Source organism: Paenibacillus sp. FSL R5-0908, assembly GCF_038006245.1.
GTDB lineage: Bacteria > Bacillota > Bacilli > Paenibacillales > Paenibacillaceae > Paenibacillus_AQ > Paenibacillus_AQ odorifer.
The window spans coordinates 4,915,059-4,933,161 of sequence record NZ_JBBOUV010000001.1 but is presented as its reverse complement, the minus strand read 5'-3'; the positions used below and the strand labels follow the sequence as shown (position 1 = coordinate 4,933,161).

Genomic DNA, 18,103 nt, shown 5'->3' with positions numbered 1-18,103 from the left:
GATGAGAAAACAAAATATATCCTATCAATTGTTAAAAAACTATATCGCGATCTTTCTTATAACAACGGTTATAACGATATTGGTGATTATTGCTTTGTTTTGCATGAACAGGCTGGGATCTAAGGACATTATTTATAATCAGTTAACGGCTGCTAAGCTTATGCAAAATGACTATCAAAGAATTGACACTAGTGTTATTAATGATGTCGGGGGCAGTTTACAGGTTGTGAATTCCAATTACGAAGTCATACACTCCATTGGCAACAATCCATTTACGTCCCAGCAGATTAGTGTCAAAGAATTTACGGATTTTCTAATGAATACTGCCGCTAACAAAGATATGATCACTGTTGAATATAATGAGCAGGAACATTTTTGGCTGATCGTATCTTTACCTATACAAGTGAAGATGACAGGCAGTTTCCATTGGAATTCAGATTCACCTATGCAGGATCATACCCTTCAAATGCTTGGGTTTATTGGGTTAGGTTATTTGTTGATTCTGATTCTAAGCACGATGATTTATGCGAAAATTACGGCGTTTAGTTTCATTAAACCCTTAGACCAGTTGTCCGCTGCTGTTGAAAAAGTTAAGAATGGGGACTATTCAGCTAGAGTGCAGGTAGGCGGGAATCGGGAGTTTAGTCAACTGGAGCAGGCTTTTAATCATATGGCAGAAGTGATTCAGATCCAGACCTCGTTAAAAGAACAGAGTGAAAACAATCGTAAAAATCTAATATTGGATATATCCCATGATTTAAAAAATCCATTAACAAGTATTATGGGTTACGCAGAGCTTGAACTAAAAGAACAGATGAGCGGTCGGATAGAACATTTGGAATTTGCCAAAATAATATACGAAAATAGTATCCGTGCCAATGTGTTGATTCAGGATTTGTTTGAATTATCCAGAATGGAAAGTCCGGAATTCCGCTTGCATGTTACAACGGATGATTTCTCAGAATACTTGAGAGAAGAAATGATACATATGTTGCCCGAGCTTGAGGCTGCGGGTCTGATCCCTGATTTTGTAATCGAGCCAGAAGAAATAATTCTACAGTTTGATAAAAAAAGAATGAATCGAGTATTCTCAAACCTGCTTTATAATGCCATCGCTTATCAGGAGCAAGGTTCTACGTTTCAAGTTGTGCTGGAAAAGGTGAATGATGGAGCCAAGCTTACTTTTATTAATTACGGCCAATCATCAGCCTTAAACCCGGCAGGTTCTGGATTAGGGCTACTCATTGTTCAAAAAATAATAGCTGCTCATGGAGGGACTGTTCAGCTGAATACGCAAGATAACCGGTTTGAAATTATGATTGGGCTGAACCGGCAAATTTAAGGTCTATGTAAGATTACATTAAGTCTTATGAAATTTCCCAATGCTAAAATGGTTGATATTCAGTCTATTAACAATTTTACATGGGGGATTAGATTATAATGATTGATGAAAAATTAAGTAAAAGGCAATTGATCTTCGGCGTTATATTAGCAGTAATGTACTTTTTAGGATTGTTCTCCATTCTCTTGATCAGGCCGGTTATGGAGATTCTTAACCATGTTTTTATTTGGCGGCCAGAACAACAAAATCGAATGGCCTTACTGTTGAATGGTCTGATCTACATAGGAGTGATTATAGGTTTTAGGGGGTTCTATAAACAAGCTATCCATGATTTCAGACAATACTGGGTCCGTAATATGTTATGGATGGTTTGGGGACTTTGTTTGATTATTATCATCGGAAGTATGTTGATTCCTACACTAATTTCCATCTTTCATCCTATTGCAAAGTCTGTGAATGAGGTGAATTTACGGACTATGTTGTCCTCGTATCCATTTATTTTTACAGTGAATGTGGTCTGGATTGGCCCCTTGATTGAAGAATTAGTATATCGGGTTACCATCTATAGCACGATCCGCAGGAAGAGTCGTCTTCTGGCTTATCTGATATCTTCCTTTTTATTTGGCTTCCAGCATGTCTATAGAGCTGTGGTTTTTCAGGGGAACTATAACGAAATCTGGAATATCTTCTCCTATATGACTGCTGGATTAATCTTTGCCTACCTATATGAGAAAAGAAAAAATATATTAGTGCCAATAGGTGCACACATGTTTAGTAATGGTTTGTCTGTGCTTCTCTATTTCTTAAGTTAATACGAAACTTGACTCCACATCAGATTACTAGTAAACTGATAATCAAATAGATCCAATTCCAAAACAATGGATGTGGCATAATGCGAAACAATGGATTCACTGAAGACAACAAATTAAGCTTATTGATCTGGTTGCGGCTGGTAAGAGTTTATGACAATAGTAACGATCTTTCCAATGAGTTCTTGAAGAAGTTTGATTTAACGGTTAGCCAGTTTGATGCGTTAGTACAGATACTATTACATCAGCCTGTGACACAGATGGAAATTGCCGAGCATTTAACCATTACTAAAGGCGGAGTATCACATATGCTTGGCAGATTAGAAAAGGAAGGATGGATTGAACGCAAGCAGGATTGGAAGGTGAAGTATATTTCTTTAACTGAAAAGGGCCAAGCGCTTATCGAGAAGGTTCTTCCTTTGCAATCGGATTTCCAAGCTTCGTTATTCGATCCACTGACGGACGACGAGAAGAAAGTATTTTACAGCATGCTTAAGAAGATTCACCGCCATAGCCAGAATGAGAATCGAATTCCCCGAGGAGTTCAGTAGTATTGTAAAAGCTTTATTGTGAATAAAGCTTCCTTTTTTCAACATCAGTTTACTAGTAAACCATAATCATATTAGGAGGAAATTTAAAATGAGCCAACCACAAATAACCGGACAACATCATGTATCAATGATTACTAAAGACGCTAAACAAAACCTATGGTTTTATACAGAAGTACTGGGACTAAGACTTGTCAAAAAAACCGTAAATCAGGACGATCCAACCATGTACCATTTATTCTATGGCAACCCTAATGGCGCTCCAGGCACCGAGGTATCTTTTTTTGAAATGCCAAATGCAGGGCAGACCCGGAAAGGAACGAACAGTATTTCTGCAATCTCTCTTCTTGTTCCTAGTGATGAGGCTTTAGCATATTGGGCTAGTAGATTAGATACGTTTGAAGTCGCTCACGAAGCTATCGTAAGTATAGAGGAGCGCAATTCGCTTACTTTTCAGGATAGTGATGAATTAACGGTTCATCTGGTGTCCGCAGAAAAAGATAATGTGACTCAGCTGGTAGAACCTTGGATTACTGATGATATTCCACCACAATATGCCATTGTTGGATTAGGTCCCGTTGAATTGACTGTCCGTGAAACTAGCCGTACAAAGGCTGTTTTGGAGGATATTTTAGGCTATACACAAGTTCGTAGAGTGCCATCCATGAGTGACCCGAAGGTTATGGTGGATATTTATGAAACAGCTAAAGGCGGCTTGTACACTGAACTTCACCTCAAAGAAGTTAATGATCAAGACCGGGAAAGACCGGGAAGAGGGAGTATCCATCATGTGGCTATAAGAGTGAAGGATCTGGAAGAATTAACCGCATGGGCTGCTAAAATCACAGCTGCAGGGTTCAAGAACACAGGGGTCATTGATCGTTATTACTTCCATTCCTTGTATTTCCGTGATCCGAACCATATTCTTTTCGAGCTTGCTACAGATGGTCCAGGGTTTGAGATTGATGAATCTTTTGACACATTGGGCGAGAATTTGACCTTGCCTTCTTTTCTGGAAGAACGCCGGGAAGAGATTGCATCGAAACTTCATCCTATCCAATAATACAGCGAAGAAAGTAGGACATCATCATGATGGAACAATATAGAATCGACGAGAATAAGGGTTTAGAAATAGGTTTATACACATTAGGTGATCATGTTGCAGATGCCTTAACAGGTAAACCAATCAGTGAACGACAACGGATTCAAGAGATCATTGCTGCCGCCAAATTAGCAGAGGATGCTGGATTAGATGTGTTTGGAGTGGGGGAGAGTCATCAAGCGAAATTTATTACTTCAGCAGCATCGGTCGTACTTGGAGCTATAGCAAACGCAACGGAACGAATCAAACTCATCAGTTCAGCGACTGTATTGAGCACAGCGGATCCTGTACGTGTACATGAAGAATTTTCGACATTGGATTTGTTATCCGGAGGCAGAGCAGAGATTGTTGCTGGACGTGGATCACGATTAGGAGCTTATGAACTGTTCGGATATGACGTGAGGGATTATGAAGAATTGTTCGAAGAGAAGATTGAATTGCTTATGAAAATAAATAACGAAAAAAGAATTACCTGGGAAGGGCAATTCCGTCCTGCTCTGAATGATATGGAGATTTTTCCGAAGCCCCTGAATGGTAAACTGCCCATCTGGCGAGCGGTTGGTGGACCTCCGGCAAGTGCAGTTAAGGCAGGAAGAATGGGCATCCCGATGATGCTGGCTGTTCTAGGTGGACCTGCTTCAGCGTTCAAGACCTCTGTGAATATGTATCGTCAGGTTGCCGCACAATCAGGTTTTAATCCGGCTGAGCTGCCGGTGGGTACAACCACCCTTTTATATATCGATAAAGATTCACAGCAAGCGTTCCGTAACTATTACCCTTATTTAAATCACATGATGAAAGAGCTTCGTGGATCAGCGTACCCTAAAGACCAATTTGCTGAAGCCATGAGTGTGAGAAATGCGCTGCTCGTAGGCAGCCCACAACAGGTTATTGAAAAAATCCTTTATCAACATGAGCTGTACGGACACAATCGTTTTCTGGCTCAGATTGATATTGGCGGTTTACCTTATGCTCAGGTTGAGCAAATCATTGATTTGTTGGGATCGGTAGTCGCACCAGCCGTAAGACGGGCCACAGCTAAGAAATAAGAAAAACTATGAGATTGGAAGAAATTATATTAAAATTATTCCAATAAGGTTAGACGATGGTTTGAGAAGGTTCACTTAAGGAGGCAAAGTGTGACGAATAAAATGATAGCTGCGCAACGTTTATATAACCAGAAGATCGTTGATTCCAAGCTAATCAAGCCCGAACAGGTCGTTAAAGAATTAGGGGCATTACAGGCGCAGGATTACATGCAGGCGATGTGGGCGATCGGGTTACGTACTCCATCTTCGAATTTAGCTGATATAGAGCGTGCTATCGCTGATCGTAAGATGATTCTGAATTGGACGCTGCGAGGTACGCTTCATTTTGTCCCACCGGAAGATGTAAAGTGGATGCATCAGCTATCTGTACCGCGTTTAGCGGGACAAACAAAGCGACGGAATGCAGAGCTTGGGCTAGATGATCAGACACTAGAACGTTGTAGACATATTATAGTTAATGCTTTACAAGGTGGAAAGCAGCTAGATCGTGCACTTCTACTTCAGCTTATAGAAGAAGAAGGTATTCACACAGGGAACCAGCGTGGTTATCATATGTTGTGGAATGTTGCGTACCAAGGGTTGATTTGTTTCGGACCGATGAATGGTAAGCAGCAAACGATTGTTTTGTTAGAGGAATGGGTGCCACAGTTTCGAGAACTTTCTTACGATGAATCATTGTATGAGCTCGCTCGGAGATATTTCACTGGACATGGTTTAGCAACTGTTCAAGATTTTGCTTGGTGGGCAGGCATAACCCTTACAGATGCCAGACGAGGGCTGGAAGCGGCCAAAAGTCAACTGCAATCAGAGGTTATTGATGGCAGTGAGTATTGGATGTCTGCTGATCGGCTAGAGCCAACTGCTGAGGACTCGGGCGTTCATCTGCTTCCGGGTTTTGATGAGTACATTCTGGGTTATAAAGACCGAAGTGCCGTTCTAGAGCCCGACGTTGCTCCTTTGATAGTTCCGGGGAATAATGGTGTTTTTCTTCCAACGATTGTTGTGGAGGGTCAGGTTGTGGGTACATGGAAAAGAACCCTAAAGATCAAGGGGATTGAGATTATGATCCATCCTTTTGCCGAGCTGGGCGATACGGAAAAGTTGGTACTTAAAGAAGCTGAGCGATATGCCGCATTTATTGGGCTGCCGATACTCAAAATGAATGTGAGTGGTTCATTGAGATGAGTATTTCACTATTCTCACCAATCTCATCATTCTCATCATTCTCGACATTCTCACCATTTTCATCTTTCTTACCATACTTTTGTGCGCATCTTTCTCGCTAACGGACACCGTTGCACTTATTAGCACCTAAATGCTGATTTGCTGAGCTTTTCGGACTCCAATGCAGTTATTCCCGTCGCAGCACCTCTTTTGACCCCTATTTTTGCGGAATAGCGGCATCTGGGTCCGATAGATTCGTAAAAAGCCTATTTTTAACTCAATAGTGTCTCCTGAGTCCGAACGACAGAACGGCATAATGGGTGAATGGTGAATGGTGAATGGTTGAATGGTTACCGATTACCAAATAACCGCTCACGAATGCACTCTGAGTAAAAAATAACCCGGCAGGGCGGACCTGCCGGGTTATTTTCATGAAGCATATAGTTAGCTTAATTAGATTCGTCTAGCTAATTCAGCGCCTTCCCAAATCGCATTCAGCGCTCTACGCGCTTGCACCGCATCGCCAATTACATGATAAGGGATGGAGCTTTCCTCCAAGAAGTCCTGAAGGGGTTGTTTGTAAAGGGCGCGTGAACCTACAGCAATTACTACATAATCAGCAGGTAGGCTGTGACGTTCGCCGTCTTTTTCGACAATTACGCTATCCCCTTGAATCGCCATACATTTGCTGTTGGTCATTAATTCAACGCCATGTCCATATAGACTTTCCATGACGCAGATTTTACGCAGAAGCCCTAGATCATTAGCAACATCGGCTTGCATTTCAACTACAGTAATTTGATGTCCGCGCTCTACAAGCAGTTCTGCGACCTCAAGCCCCACTAAACCACCGCCGATAATAACGACTCTTCCTTCTGGATGAACCGTTCCCCATAACACATCATGTGAATTGACCACATGTGAACTGTCGACGCCTTCCACAGGCGGAATAATAGGAGAAGATCCGATTGCAAGAATGACCTCATCTGGCGCAATTTCTTGGATTAATTCAGGTGTAACCTCTGTATTCATTCGAATGTCTACACCTTCACGTTTAGCGGTTTCTCCCATATTCAGAGCGGCTGCAGCCATTTCCTCTTTACGTGGTGCGGCACCGGCAATATAAAGCTGTCCGCCCAGAATGTCATTTTTTTCGCATAATATTGGATGATGCCCACGTCGTTTCAGGGTGACAGCTGCTTCTAATCCGCCAGGGCCACCACCAGCAATAAGTACTTTTTTGGGGATACTCGTTTGCTGCAATTCATATTCACTTTCACGGCCGGTTGCAGGATTAAACACACAGCTGATAAATGGAACATTAGGATTCACGAATCCATCGAAGCAGCCTTGGTCGCAACCCACACATTTAACGATCGTGTCTGCACGTCCGGCTAAAGCTTTATTGCAGAATTCCGGATCTGCCAGCTGCGCACGCCCAATGGCTACAAAATCAGCCAAACCCTCCGCAATAATCCGGTCTGCAATTGCTGGATCATTAATACGGCCTACGGCAATAACAGGGATGTTAACCACAGATTTAATTTGTGCTGCGTTATCTACATTGAAGCCTACAGGTAAATCGATCGGCGGTACTTCATATTTAATTGCAGCGCCAGCAGGGACCCCACGAGATACATTAATAGCATCAATTCCAGCTTCTTCAGCGAGCTTTGAGAAGAGCTTCATATCTTCCAGTGTAAGTCCGCCCGGTAGATCCTCAATCGCAGAGATTCTCATCAAGATAGGGAACCCAGGTCCAACCGCTTTCCGGATAGCCCGGATACAAGCCAGCGGGAAGCGGCAGCGATTCTCCCAAGAACCGCCGTACTCATCCTGACGAAAATTCATTGCAGGACTTAGAAATTGTTGGGGCAAATAACCATGGCCGGCATGGAATTCCACACTGTCAAATCCGGCTTTCTTCGCACGTAATGCTGTATCTGCGTAAGCTTGAACCATCTCGCCGACTTCATGATGCGCTAGTTCACGTGGTATATGAGTCACGCCTTCAAACGGAACAGGTGAAGAGGAGACCTGAATTAGGTTGGGAGTTACTTTACCTCCATGCCATAACTGTAGACAGCTTTTGCCTCCTGCCTCTCGAATAGCTAATGCTAATTGAGCCATACCTGGAATGAATTTATCATCATAAAGGGCAGGAGCATCATCGGAGGCCGCCGTTGGGTGAATAGTTGTTACTTCTACAGTATTTAAGCCGTTGCCGCCTTTAGCTCGTGCTACATGGTAATCAATCAGACGATCACTGACGTATCCACCCGGCGCATTCATTTTCGTGCCCATCGCTGGTAAAATGACCCGGTTCTTAAGCTCCATATTTCCGATTGTGCCCTTGCTAAATAAATGTGTGAATTCCATATGATAACTTCCTCTCTACATATAGGTTGAAAATAAATAGGTTATTTTAACCTATATTAGCGAAAGGATAGGGTGAAAGTATGTGCAAAAAATCACGAGTGATTTGGCAGGAATGTAGTAATTGAGGTAATATAAGAAAATGATGAACCGGATACGTATTCCGGAAGCCCGGAGGATGATTATGGATATTGAAGTTTTGATTCTGGCCCAATTAATGAAAGGGGCCAAACATGGTTATGAAATTAAAAAAAACATTATTTTTGTAATGGGCAATGATAAAATCGTAAACAATAACTCGCTTTATCCAAAGCTGAAATTATTTGAAAAGCGAAAATGGGTAATCAAAAAAACGGAAATTCAGGAACGCCGGCCTAAACGTTATGTATATTCTATAACTACTGAGGGTGAGGAGCGGTTTAACACCTGCTTAACGGAATTTACGCTGGAGACGATTCGAATTGATAATGAATGGTCTATTCGTCTTGCTTATTATGAGCTTTTGGATCAGGAGACACGTAGAAGATTGCTTGATTACAGAGAGACTTATATGAACGAAAAGCTGGACCATTTACAGCAGTTATCCAAAGTAGTTGGCAATAGTGAGGATATGGATTACTCTGAGGAGCTCTATTTTTACACCCGAAGTATGGTTTTACGAGAGATCGAGTTAATTAAGGAGCTGTCACGTAAATTAGAAGCATAAGGAAACAGTTTAGCACCCTATGAACCAATCTTTTTTTAAAATATGAGGAGGTACAATAGAATATAAGATTGGAGAGACAAGCTTATGACTGTGAAAAAATGGTTAGCTATATCCTTAATGTTCTTAGTCTTATTATCAGGTTGTAAAGGAAATAGCTCCGATGTTTCAAGTGATACAAAAGTAGCAAACGATAATGAGTATAATTTGTTGATTACCAATAACAGTCCGTTATTTTTGAAAAGCGTAGTTGTAACAGTTGAAGAAGAAAAAGAAAAAGATAACAATCAAAAAAATGCTTTAATTGATGCTAATATCAACCATGGAGAGGTCGCGAAGTTCAGGATTGAAAATGGAAAGCAGTTATTTAAGATTACTCTTAATCCTCAAAAAAACTACTCAGTAAGTAAAGTATTTAGCGACAAATTTAAAAAAGACGAAGTTGTTGAGTATCAAGTGAAAATTGATCAAAACGAAGTAACTATTGAAAAAAAGGATAATTAATAACTCAATACCGGTGACGTCATTCCCCAAGGTAATCAGAAGTGAGGATGACCCCTGTTTAATACAGAGATCATCCTCCTTAATCTGGCTAGTCTTTTATTGTTCGCCTTTATTTTTTGGCTTTAAAACCTGATGCTTGCATAAGCTTGGTGAATACTTCGGTGTTTTCGTAGATTCCAGTAAATAATTGTGCATTTTTGCCCATAGCTGTGATTGGAATATCAACCGCAGTATGGCCTGAGGTCGTCCAGTCCACTACAAAATTGTGTTTGGAATTGGCGATGGCGAATGGACCGTCTTCTTTGGATATGCCGTCACCGGACTCATCATCTGCGTCAACTGCTTCAATAGAAAATCCGCCGGTCTCATGGTCGGCAAGAACTAGAACCAGTGTATCTGGATTCTTTTTGGCGAAGTCTTTGGCTACTTGCACGGATTTGTCCAGTTCTTGACCTGATTTAATCGTCATTTTAGCGTTGTTTTGGTGTGCAAATTCGTCAGTGCCTTCTTCTTCCACCATAAGGAAAAATCCCTTTTTATTTGTTGCTAGCGTATCTATAGCTTTCTTAGTCATCTCGGGCAGCGATACCACCGGATTATAAATATCTCCTTCACCCTCAGGCTTTTGCTGGAACATTTCCTCGTTTGCGAATATTCCAAGCAGCTTGCCGTCTTTTGCTTTTTGCATATCCGCTTTGTTCGTTACATAGGTGTAGCCCAATTGTTTAGCTTTATCAACAAGGTTTCCTTGCGTTCCTTTGCTTTTTTCTGAAGGATCTTCAGCGGGTTCATCTGGGAATTTGCCGGGATTGCCTGCAGGGTACCAGAAATCCTCACCCCCACCGAGCAGAACATCAACCTTGCTCTTAGTCAGAAGCTGAAGAGCGATATCACTTTGCTTTGAGCGGTCTTCAACGTGAGCACCAAATGCGGCGCCAGTCGCGTCTGTAATCTGACTAGTAGTAACGACACCAGTTGATTTCCCGGCATCTTTAGCATATTCCATAATAGTCTTAACACTTTTTTTATCGGCATCCATTCCGATAGCGCCATTATAAGTCTTCACACCGCTGGCATAAGCAGAAGCAGAAGCAGCCGAATCTGTAACAGGGACAGTAGAGCTTGTATGAATTAATCCAACGTATGGCATGGAATCCATTGCTAGATTTCCTTTTTCACCTACGGTGGCAAGCCGGATGGCATCACGCTGAGCAGCACCCATTCCGTCTCCAATAAACAGAATTACATTTCTTGTGTTCGAAGATGCTGCGTCTGCTTGATTAGGTGCATTTGTAGTGACTATGCTGGATACAAAAAGAGCAGTTGTCGCTGTTGCTACAATTGCTGTTCTGACGCCATACTTTTTCGGTGATTTCATAATTTCCCTCCTAATGTATGTTTACAGTCTCATATTATAGTAGTTACATTAAGAGAATGTTTTCTTGTCTTGTAAAAAATGTAAAATGATATAGCGAATATAAATTATCGGAGCTGTGATAAAAGATTTTAAAATAAAAAATATCTAGGTGTATTATTGGCATATTGGATATATTCGTCTCCGAATACGGACTTTAAATGTTGCTCTTCTTGAAGAATTAGTAAATGAATCGCGGCAATGTTAAGAATGAATATTAGGAGTGTTAACAGATTGGGGTACATCAGATACAATCCCAAAAACATGAGATCAAACCCGACAAATGCAGCGTTTCTAATATATTTATAAATACCGTGTGTAATGAGTTTGGTTACAGTAGTCTTATCAATCCCAACTCTCCATGAAGTGCGCATAGCAATCATAGCTTGAATGAAAATGGAACATCCGAGGGCAGCTACACCAACACCGCTAAAGTGAATTACAGGAATATCAAACGTTTTGCCTACAAGTGTAACCATAAAGGACTCTGCTACGGAAAAAACAAACCATGCTGCGCCCCATAAAAAAGTAGAGGTTTTTACCAATAGCTCGGTATAATGGATCTTAGATAGTTTAGCGCCTTTAGCCAGAACGTTTCCTTTAATATGGTTTTTCTTGTAAAGTATAAGGAGCTTTAATAGATAAGAAACTAGGAAGATGCAGAAAAGAAGTAGAGATAGGATATTTTTAAGATCGCTCATTATAATTTCCTCCTTACCAATACATATGAATGATTGCTCATATGTTTGTTTATATCTTATTTCCTAATATTGTACATGTCAACTAATTATTGATTTAGGGGGATATCGTGAAAACAAATGTATACAAAAAACGGTGGCTTTGGGTGTTGGTTATCGTGGTTATTGCACTTGCAGGTACTGTAATCGGTATGCTAGTTAGGCAAACTGGGCTTGCAACCTTTACTTCCAATGCTTATGGAGTCTCTTTGAAGTATCCAACGGAATGGGTCGTCGATTCAGCAGATGATGAGAAGGGTCAGGGGGAGGATGGTTTTTTTCATTTATCAGCTATGTCTGGAGAGGGACAATCAATAGATGAAGTAGCTGAAATCATTGCCTCCCATCAGCTGAAGCCTTATGGCTCCAATCCGCAAATCACTGAACTGACATTAGAGGGGTTAAAAGAGGAAGAGAAGGCAAAATTGATTATGCCTTCTGCTGACCAAGGGGAGGAATGGAATCATCAAGCGGCGCTTATAATTAAATATCCCGAAGCGGTGAAAATAGGAGATGATGTATACTATTATTTTATTTTGCAGGGCGATAAGGAACATGTGGAGGAGATAGGTCAGACCGTAAGATTTACAGGTAAACCGTAAAGTGCTTGCGCACGAAGGTAGTCTACGGGTTTATATACAGGGATATCCAAGAACTATTCCGACTGCCATGTTTGCATTTTTTGAGCTTGGCGATTCGTGGGATTGTCCCAAGGCGGGTAGACTCGAAAAGCTCTTTTTCCACCTTCGCCTTTATCAGATAGAATATCTTGTTCTCCTAGGACAGCTTTTGGAAAAATAAATTGGCCAAAGTGATTTCCATTTCGTGTACTTATAACGAAGAGATCAGCAGGATCTGAGATGTCATAGGGTTGGATGGGATGATCTCCAATTCGCTCCCATAGTGTCACAAATTGCCCGACTTTAGTGGGTGTGATTTTAGCCACCCGGAATCTAATGGCCAGCGCATTTAAGGTAAAGCTATATGCTCCGTATTCAGCATTTTGGGGTTCAAGAATAGGTTCGGAGCAATCAAACCTGCAAGGATTATATACTTCTTCCATGGTAGCAAGTAAGTCACTATGTAGGGTATCTAAAAAGCTCATCTTCTTATCATTCATCTGTTATTCTCCCATTTGAGTTCGTAATGTTCACTATCTTAATGCAAGTGAACCGAGTTCACAAGTGTAGGAATAATAGAGAAATTGAACTTATGCTAAACTTGGAATCTTCAGAAGTGGTTATGGCGGAAACCTATTCGGGGAGTTGTTTGTTTTACTTACTGACGTTTTGTCATTAGTTGGATTTATTTTATTGATATGGTTTTCCGTTGTATTAATAATAAAAAACTTAAATTATAAAGAAAAATAGTTTGTGATTTTTGGGGGAGTAGAAATTTTGGATATGATGAACATACTGGTTGAAGAACGCCATTGTCCTTTATGTAAAGAATTCAATCGTTGTGGAGCTGAAAGCGGTGACTGTTGGTGTTTCCATACAGAAATTCCACTCGAATTGCAGGAACAGATCCCGGAAGAACTGAGAGGGAAAGCTTGTATCTGCCAAAAATGCGTAGAAGCATTTAATAAACATTAACGGGGATTTTAATTAACTCTCGACGAAAAACATAATTTCATTGTATATAATTAAAGTGTAATCTAAAAAAATAATGGAGGCGCAGATGAGGAAGCCAATAATTGCAGTAGATATGGATGATACAATTTGCCATCTAGTGAAGCGAGCCATATACCATAATAATAATGATTTTCCCACGCATCTGCTGCGGTATGAGGAAATGCTTGATTGGAATACGGATCATTTACGTCATCCGGATTGTACACAAGAGATTTTCTATGGGCGGCCCGGTCTGTATGAAGAGCTTGAACTGTTTGACGAACATGTCGTAGGAGAAATGGAGAAACTGCATTACGCTTATGATGTAATTATTGTTACGGCAGCCCAACCCCAGTCGGTGGTGGAAAAATGGAACTGGCTGCAGAAGCATATGCCGTTTATTCCGATTGAAAATTTCTTTACCTGTAAGCGAAAAAATCTTATTAACTACGATCTATTGATCGATGACGGGGTGCATAACCTGGTTCCGGCATTGCAGGAGGGAAGAAAAGTGCTTTGTATTCCGCATCCATGGAATTTGCGGGCCCGTGAACAATATGCTTTTCCATTATTGACCTCATGGGAAGGTGCAAAAGAGAAGATAGATCAGATGTTAGGACGTCCAAAGAGCGAATGAGACTGTTTTTTATAGATGATGTACAGAAAAATATCCTCCACCAAAAAATGAAGGTATCCCATTAGCCAGTGTGGCTTTTGAGATACCTTTTTTATATCTTTTGCAGAAGCGCAATTTCATTATTATGCTCTGGATGTAAATATGTTGAATTAGTGACATTTCGATTCTTGGACTCTTTTCTTTGTATATTATTGTATATAAAAGGAGTGGAGATAGTAGTGAGAACAATCGGAATTGATTTAGGAACGACCTATAGTCTTGCTGCTTATTGGGACGGCACTCAGGCTGTAATTATTCCCAATGTACTCGGGGAGCATGTAACACCCTCGATTGTAAGTGTAGATGCAGGGGGAGAAGTATTAGTTGGAAGAATCGCACAGGAACGACTGATTACACATCCACAGTTAACCGCCTCGACTTTTAAGCGCTTTATGGGATCAGCAAAGAAATACACGCTAGGTACGATGACTTTTACTCCTGAAGAGTTATCTTCTTTCATTCTGCGGTCCCTGAAAGAGGATGCGGAAAATCATCTAGGTGAGTCGGTAACGAATGCTATAATCAGTGTTCCGGCTTATTTCAATGATGTTCAGCGGAAAGCAACTAAGAAAGCGGCTGAGCTGGCTGGTTTACAAGTAGAGCGGCTTATTAGTGAACCTACGGCGGCAGCACTCGCTTATGGCCTGCATCAGAATCAGGAGACTTCATTTCTTGTTTTTGATTTGGGTGGAGGAACCTTTGATGTGTCAATCCTGGAGCTTTTCGAAGGGGTAATGGATGTTAAGTCGATTGCCGGAGATAACTATCTTGGCGGGGAAGATTTCACAGAGATACTAGTGGCCTATTTTATCCAAAAGAATAAGCTGGACGCGGAATCGTTAACACCAATAACGAGGTCGATGTTGTATAAGCAGGCAGAGCAGAGTAAACGAATTCTTGGTACAGAGTCTGCTGCGACTATGCGGATAGTTATTAAAGAGGAAGAATACGTGCTGACTATAGATCGCTTAGAGCTTGAGCAATTGGTGCAACCGTTACTAATACGTCTAAGGCAGCCGATAGAAAGAGCATTGCGGGATGCTTCTTTGCAGCCTTCCGATCTGGATGGGATTGTGATGATTGGGGGTGCGACTAAAATGCCTCTGATTAAGCAAATTATCAGCCGTATGTTCGGGAAAATGCCTTATGCGAATATCAGCCCAGACGAGACCGTCGCACTGGGAGCTGCGGTTCAGGTAGCTCTGAAGCAGCGTGATCAAGCGCTGGATGAAATGATTTTGACGGACGTTTGCCCCTATACATTAGGAACCAGTGTTTTGCGTAGAGGGTCAAGCGGACAAACGTCATCTGGACATTACTTTCCGATCATTGAACGTAACACTCCGATTCCTGTTAGCCGGGTAGAACGTCTATATACAGCCGCAGATAATCAAAAAATTATAAGTGTGGATGTATATCAGGGGGAGAGTCCTCGCGTCGAAAATAATCTTTTCCTGGGAGAAATGGAGTTTCAGATTCCGCAAGCACCTCGGGGAGAAGAAAGTATAGATGTAAGATATACATATGATGTGAATGGGATTCTTGAGGTGGAGGTTACAACCGTTTCAACAGGTCAGAAGCATCAGATGATCATTGAACAAAATGCTGGTGCAATGACGAAAAAGCAAATTGAAGCTCGTTTACTGGAACTGCGGAGTATCAAAATTCATCCGCGTGAGCGTACCGAGAACAGGCTTCTGCTTGCTAGAGGTGAGCGTTTATATGAAGAGGTGCTTGGGGACCAACGGAAATTTATCGCACAGTGTCTGAAAGTATTCGAAGATGCTTTATATACTCAGAACGAGAAAGTGATTGAAAAAGCGGCACAAGCTTTCAATGAGCAATTGGCGGAAATTAAAGGGTGGTCATACTTCACATGACAATCTGGAGTATGTTGGAGATTGAACCCACAGATGAACTAGCGATCATCAAAAAGGCCTATGCCAAAAAACTGAAATCGCATCACCCCGAAGATGACCCTGAAGGATACCAGCAGCTTAGAGAAGCTTATGATACAGCTGTGAAATGGGCCCGCTCCGGGCAGCGTATAGCAAGCACTGTCCCTTCATTTGTAGGTGAGGATAAGAAAGAAATAGCGGAAGCAATATCAAAAGAAATAGAAGAAATGGTGATACAAGCAGAAAAAGTAATACGAGTAGATGAAGCTGAGGAGGAAGAAAGGGAGGAAGTAGAACAAGAAGTTGCGGAGGAAGACACCGAGGAAGAAGTAGAAGGGGCTACTTCTATACCGCATGAGAACGAGTGGGCGCTGTTTCGCCCTCTTCCTATTCAACTTGATGCTGATCTTCAAGAACAGCCAGCAGCTATTTTTGACAGACAAATTAGGGAACTGTATGCGGACTTCTCGTGCCGGATTCAACAAGCTTCGTGGCATTCACTTTTGAATGAAGATTTCATGTGGAGTATAGAGCATCGCGATCGGCTAAGGGATAAGCTTATGTTGTTCCTTGATCAGCATCGGAATTTGCCTCATGCCGTATGGGAGGCTTTGGATTCATTTTTTCATTTTTGTGAGGACAAGGAAATATTTCTTCAACGTTATGATAATCAGTTAGTCGAGTACATACTAGGGCAGGTCGACGGAAGTTTGGAGATGCGTTATGAGTGTTTCCTTTTGCAGGCGTCTCTGGAGTTTGACATAGAACACTATCTAAATCTGAGGCGATCCGCTCAATTCATGCTGATGGAGGATAAACATACTGAAGCTGGCCAACTGCTCGACGAAGCAAATAAGCTGTTTCAGAATGATCCGGATCTGCAATTATTGCGAGCTAAGTATTGTCTGGATACTGCTGATTATATGGAAGCGCTGGTGTGTTTGGACCAAGTAGCCGCTATGTGGCCTAACGAAAGAGACGGTTACTTATTAAGAGGGCGGCTTCTCTACTATTTGCAGCGTTATGAGGAAGCGAGGAGGGATTGTGAATATTTGTTGCAAGAGGATGCTGGAAATAGAGATGTGCAATGTTTAATTCTGGAATGTAAGATTGCATGTTCTCAAATCGAGGAAGCTCTTACACAAACGGAGACTAATGAGTCTAAAAAGGACGAGTTCATTCATTTTCGTTACCTTGCGAATAAGTACATGTTGAAGAACAAAAAACTGTATCCACAACGTTTTCGTATCTCTTCGCTCGTAACCATTGGAAAGAACATTATAGGACCTATATTATTCTATCTATTGGTTTTCCTGAAATTAAGCTGGTTCTATATTTTGGTATATACCATATGTTATTTTTCAGTATCTGAGCTTCCCCCGCTTGTCAATGCGGTGTTCATTCTTATTTTTCTATGGAAAATCAGGAAGATTTGCAAAACAGCATACCTATTCTCGAACTAATATCAGGAGGCTCTACATGCTGAAGGAATACAATGTTAAGCAAAGAAAACGATTGGAAATGTATTTCCGCTGTCTCTCCTCTACCTGCATACGTGGTCTCTTAGGGAGATACTATGTGGTTTATGAGTTTGATTTCAGTAATGTCTTCTTCAAAAGAGGATTAATCAAAAATGCTTGTGAAAGATGGAATATCGAGGATGCTAACTCCTTTCATCGCCAGATTCGTTGGCTTTTAGAAGATGGCAACCGTGCAGAATATAGATCTTTACATGCTCGTTTAGCCACACTTTCCGAAACCTCACGCAGTAAATATCTTGAGGCACATAAAGATCATGAGGATTTTGTTAATCTGAAGGTTGTTGCACAAGGTATACATCAGTTGCCTTCTGGTGACATTTCTGCTTTTGGGTTAGCTTGGGTAATTTATCTGAGCCGGATTGGTTATGTTGAGGATTATTTGAAGAAGGAAGAAGCCTGGGAATACAAAATAGAAGCCGCAAGGCAGCTACAAGAACGTTATAGCAGTTGGGCGGATTATTATATAGCCTATTCCTTGGGCAGCAAATTTTCATTAGTACATTCCGGCGGATTAGATAATCTATTTGAGACGGGATTGCAGAAGCTCATGCGAAATAGCAGTATTCTATACAGGGAAGCCATTTGGGGGCAAAATCTGCAGCCGGAAGCCACTTAGTCCGAACTTAG

Annotated in this window: 18 protein-coding genes; 14 read left to right on the top strand and 4 right to left on the bottom strand. The window is 41.4% G+C overall.

Annotated features, from left to right (window positions below):
• Window position 1: 1 nt before the first annotated feature.
• The 6 genes from MKZ09_RS22480 (at window position 2) to MKZ09_RS22455 (ending at window position 6,035) form a co-directional block, all read left to right on the top strand.
• Window positions 2–1,342, top strand: coding sequence for a sensor histidine kinase (locus MKZ09_RS22480; RefSeq protein WP_076134304.1), 1,341 nt, complete (start codon window positions 2–4; stop codon window positions 1,340–1,342).
• Between the two features lie 98 nt (window positions 1,343–1,440).
• Window positions 1,441–2,154: a CPBP family intramembrane glutamic endopeptidase gene (locus MKZ09_RS22475; protein WP_076134305.1), complete on the top strand. Its 714-nt coding sequence runs from the start codon at window positions 1,441–1,443 to the stop codon at window positions 2,152–2,154.
• An 80-nt stretch (window positions 2,155–2,234) separates the two neighbouring features.
• Window positions 2,235–2,702, top strand: a complete 468-nt coding sequence (locus MKZ09_RS22470; protein WP_076134306.1) for a MarR family winged helix-turn-helix transcriptional regulator — start codon at window positions 2,235–2,237, stop codon at window positions 2,700–2,702.
• An 88-nt stretch (window positions 2,703–2,790) separates the two neighbouring features.
• On the top strand, window positions 2,791–3,762 hold the full coding sequence (locus tag MKZ09_RS22465; protein ID WP_076134307.1) for a ring-cleaving dioxygenase: 972 nt from the start codon (window positions 2,791–2,793) through the stop codon (window positions 3,760–3,762).
• Window positions 3,763–3,788: 26 nt separating this feature from the next.
• A complete protein-coding gene (locus MKZ09_RS22460; RefSeq protein ID WP_217696585.1) occupies window positions 3,789–4,850 on the top strand; it encodes an LLM class flavin-dependent oxidoreductase in 1,062 nt (353 codons plus the stop codon).
• A 90-nt stretch (window positions 4,851–4,940) separates the two neighbouring features.
• Window positions 4,941–6,035, top strand: coding sequence for a winged helix DNA-binding domain-containing protein (locus MKZ09_RS22455; protein WP_076201422.1), 1,095 nt, complete (start codon window positions 4,941–4,943; stop codon window positions 6,033–6,035).
• Between the two features lie 432 nt (window positions 6,036–6,467).
• Here the strand turns inward: MKZ09_RS22455 and baiCD are convergent, their stop codons facing one another.
• Complete coding sequence (gene baiCD / locus MKZ09_RS22450) at window positions 6,468–8,393, bottom strand: bile acid Fe-S flavoenzyme BaiCD (RefSeq protein ID WP_076201424.1); 1,926 nt, start codon at window positions 8,391–8,393, stop codon at window positions 6,468–6,470.
• Window positions 8,394–8,574: 181 nt separating this feature from the next.
• Here baiCD and MKZ09_RS22445 point away from each other — a divergent pair, with 181 nt between their 5' ends.
• A complete protein-coding gene (locus tag MKZ09_RS22445) occupies window positions 8,575–9,096 on the top strand; it encodes a PadR family transcriptional regulator (protein ID WP_036688994.1) in 522 nt (173 codons plus the stop codon).
• Between the two features lie 84 nt (window positions 9,097–9,180).
• Window positions 9,181–9,597: a hypothetical protein gene (locus tag MKZ09_RS22440; RefSeq protein WP_076201426.1), complete on the top strand. Its 417-nt coding sequence runs from the start codon at window positions 9,181–9,183 to the stop codon at window positions 9,595–9,597.
• Between the two features lie 109 nt (window positions 9,598–9,706).
• Here MKZ09_RS22440 and MKZ09_RS22435 read toward each other — a convergent pair whose 3' ends face one another.
• The gene (locus tag MKZ09_RS22435; protein WP_076201428.1) at window positions 9,707–10,975 is read right to left on the bottom strand and encodes an alkaline phosphatase; all 1,269 of its coding nucleotides are present in this window, start codon (window positions 10,973–10,975) and stop codon (window positions 9,707–9,709) included.
• A gap of 128 nt (window positions 10,976–11,103) precedes the next feature.
• Window positions 11,104–11,712 carry a methyltransferase family protein gene (locus tag MKZ09_RS22430; protein ID WP_076201430.1) on the bottom strand — a complete coding sequence of 203 codons (609 nt, stop codon included), beginning with the start codon at window positions 11,710–11,712 and terminating at the stop codon, window positions 11,104–11,106.
• A 107-nt stretch (window positions 11,713–11,819) separates the two neighbouring features.
• Here MKZ09_RS22430 and MKZ09_RS22425 point away from each other — a divergent pair, with 107 nt between their 5' ends.
• Window positions 11,820–12,350 carry a hypothetical protein gene (locus MKZ09_RS22425; protein ID WP_076201432.1) on the top strand — a complete coding sequence of 177 codons (531 nt, stop codon included), beginning with the start codon at window positions 11,820–11,822 and terminating at the stop codon, window positions 12,348–12,350.
• A gap of 53 nt (window positions 12,351–12,403) precedes the next feature.
• Here the strand turns inward: MKZ09_RS22425 and MKZ09_RS22420 are convergent, their stop codons facing one another.
• Complete coding sequence (locus MKZ09_RS22420) at window positions 12,404–12,868, bottom strand: MepB family protein (protein WP_081394153.1); 465 nt, start codon at window positions 12,866–12,868, stop codon at window positions 12,404–12,406.
• 283 nt (window positions 12,869–13,151) lie between these two features.
• Here MKZ09_RS22420 and MKZ09_RS22415 point away from each other — a divergent pair, with 283 nt between their 5' ends.
• The 5 genes from MKZ09_RS22415 (at window position 13,152) to MKZ09_RS22395 (ending at window position 18,092) form a co-directional block, all read left to right on the top strand.
• Window positions 13,152–13,343 carry a cysteine-rich CWC family protein gene (locus MKZ09_RS22415; RefSeq protein WP_076134462.1) on the top strand — a complete coding sequence of 64 codons (192 nt, stop codon included), beginning with the start codon at window positions 13,152–13,154 and terminating at the stop codon, window positions 13,341–13,343.
• Between the two features lie 85 nt (window positions 13,344–13,428).
• Window positions 13,429–13,998 (top strand): 5' nucleotidase, NT5C type, encoded by a 570-nt coding sequence (locus tag MKZ09_RS22410; RefSeq protein WP_076201434.1) that lies wholly within the window; start codon window positions 13,429–13,431, stop codon window positions 13,996–13,998.
• A gap of 218 nt (window positions 13,999–14,216) precedes the next feature.
• Window positions 14,217–15,917 carry a molecular chaperone HscC gene (locus tag MKZ09_RS22405; RefSeq protein ID WP_076201437.1) on the top strand — a complete coding sequence of 567 codons (1,701 nt, stop codon included), beginning with the start codon at window positions 14,217–14,219 and terminating at the stop codon, window positions 15,915–15,917.
• Window positions 15,914–17,398, top strand: coding sequence for a J domain-containing protein (locus tag MKZ09_RS22400; protein ID WP_076201438.1), 1,485 nt, complete (start codon window positions 15,914–15,916; stop codon window positions 17,396–17,398). Before MKZ09_RS22405 ends, MKZ09_RS22400 begins: the two co-directional genes overlap by 4 nt.
• Window positions 17,399–17,414: 16 nt before the next feature.
• Window positions 17,415–18,092, top strand: a complete 678-nt coding sequence (locus MKZ09_RS22395) for a DUF1266 domain-containing protein (RefSeq protein WP_076201439.1) — start codon at window positions 17,415–17,417, stop codon at window positions 18,090–18,092.
• Window positions 18,093–18,103: the final 11 nt, after the last annotated feature.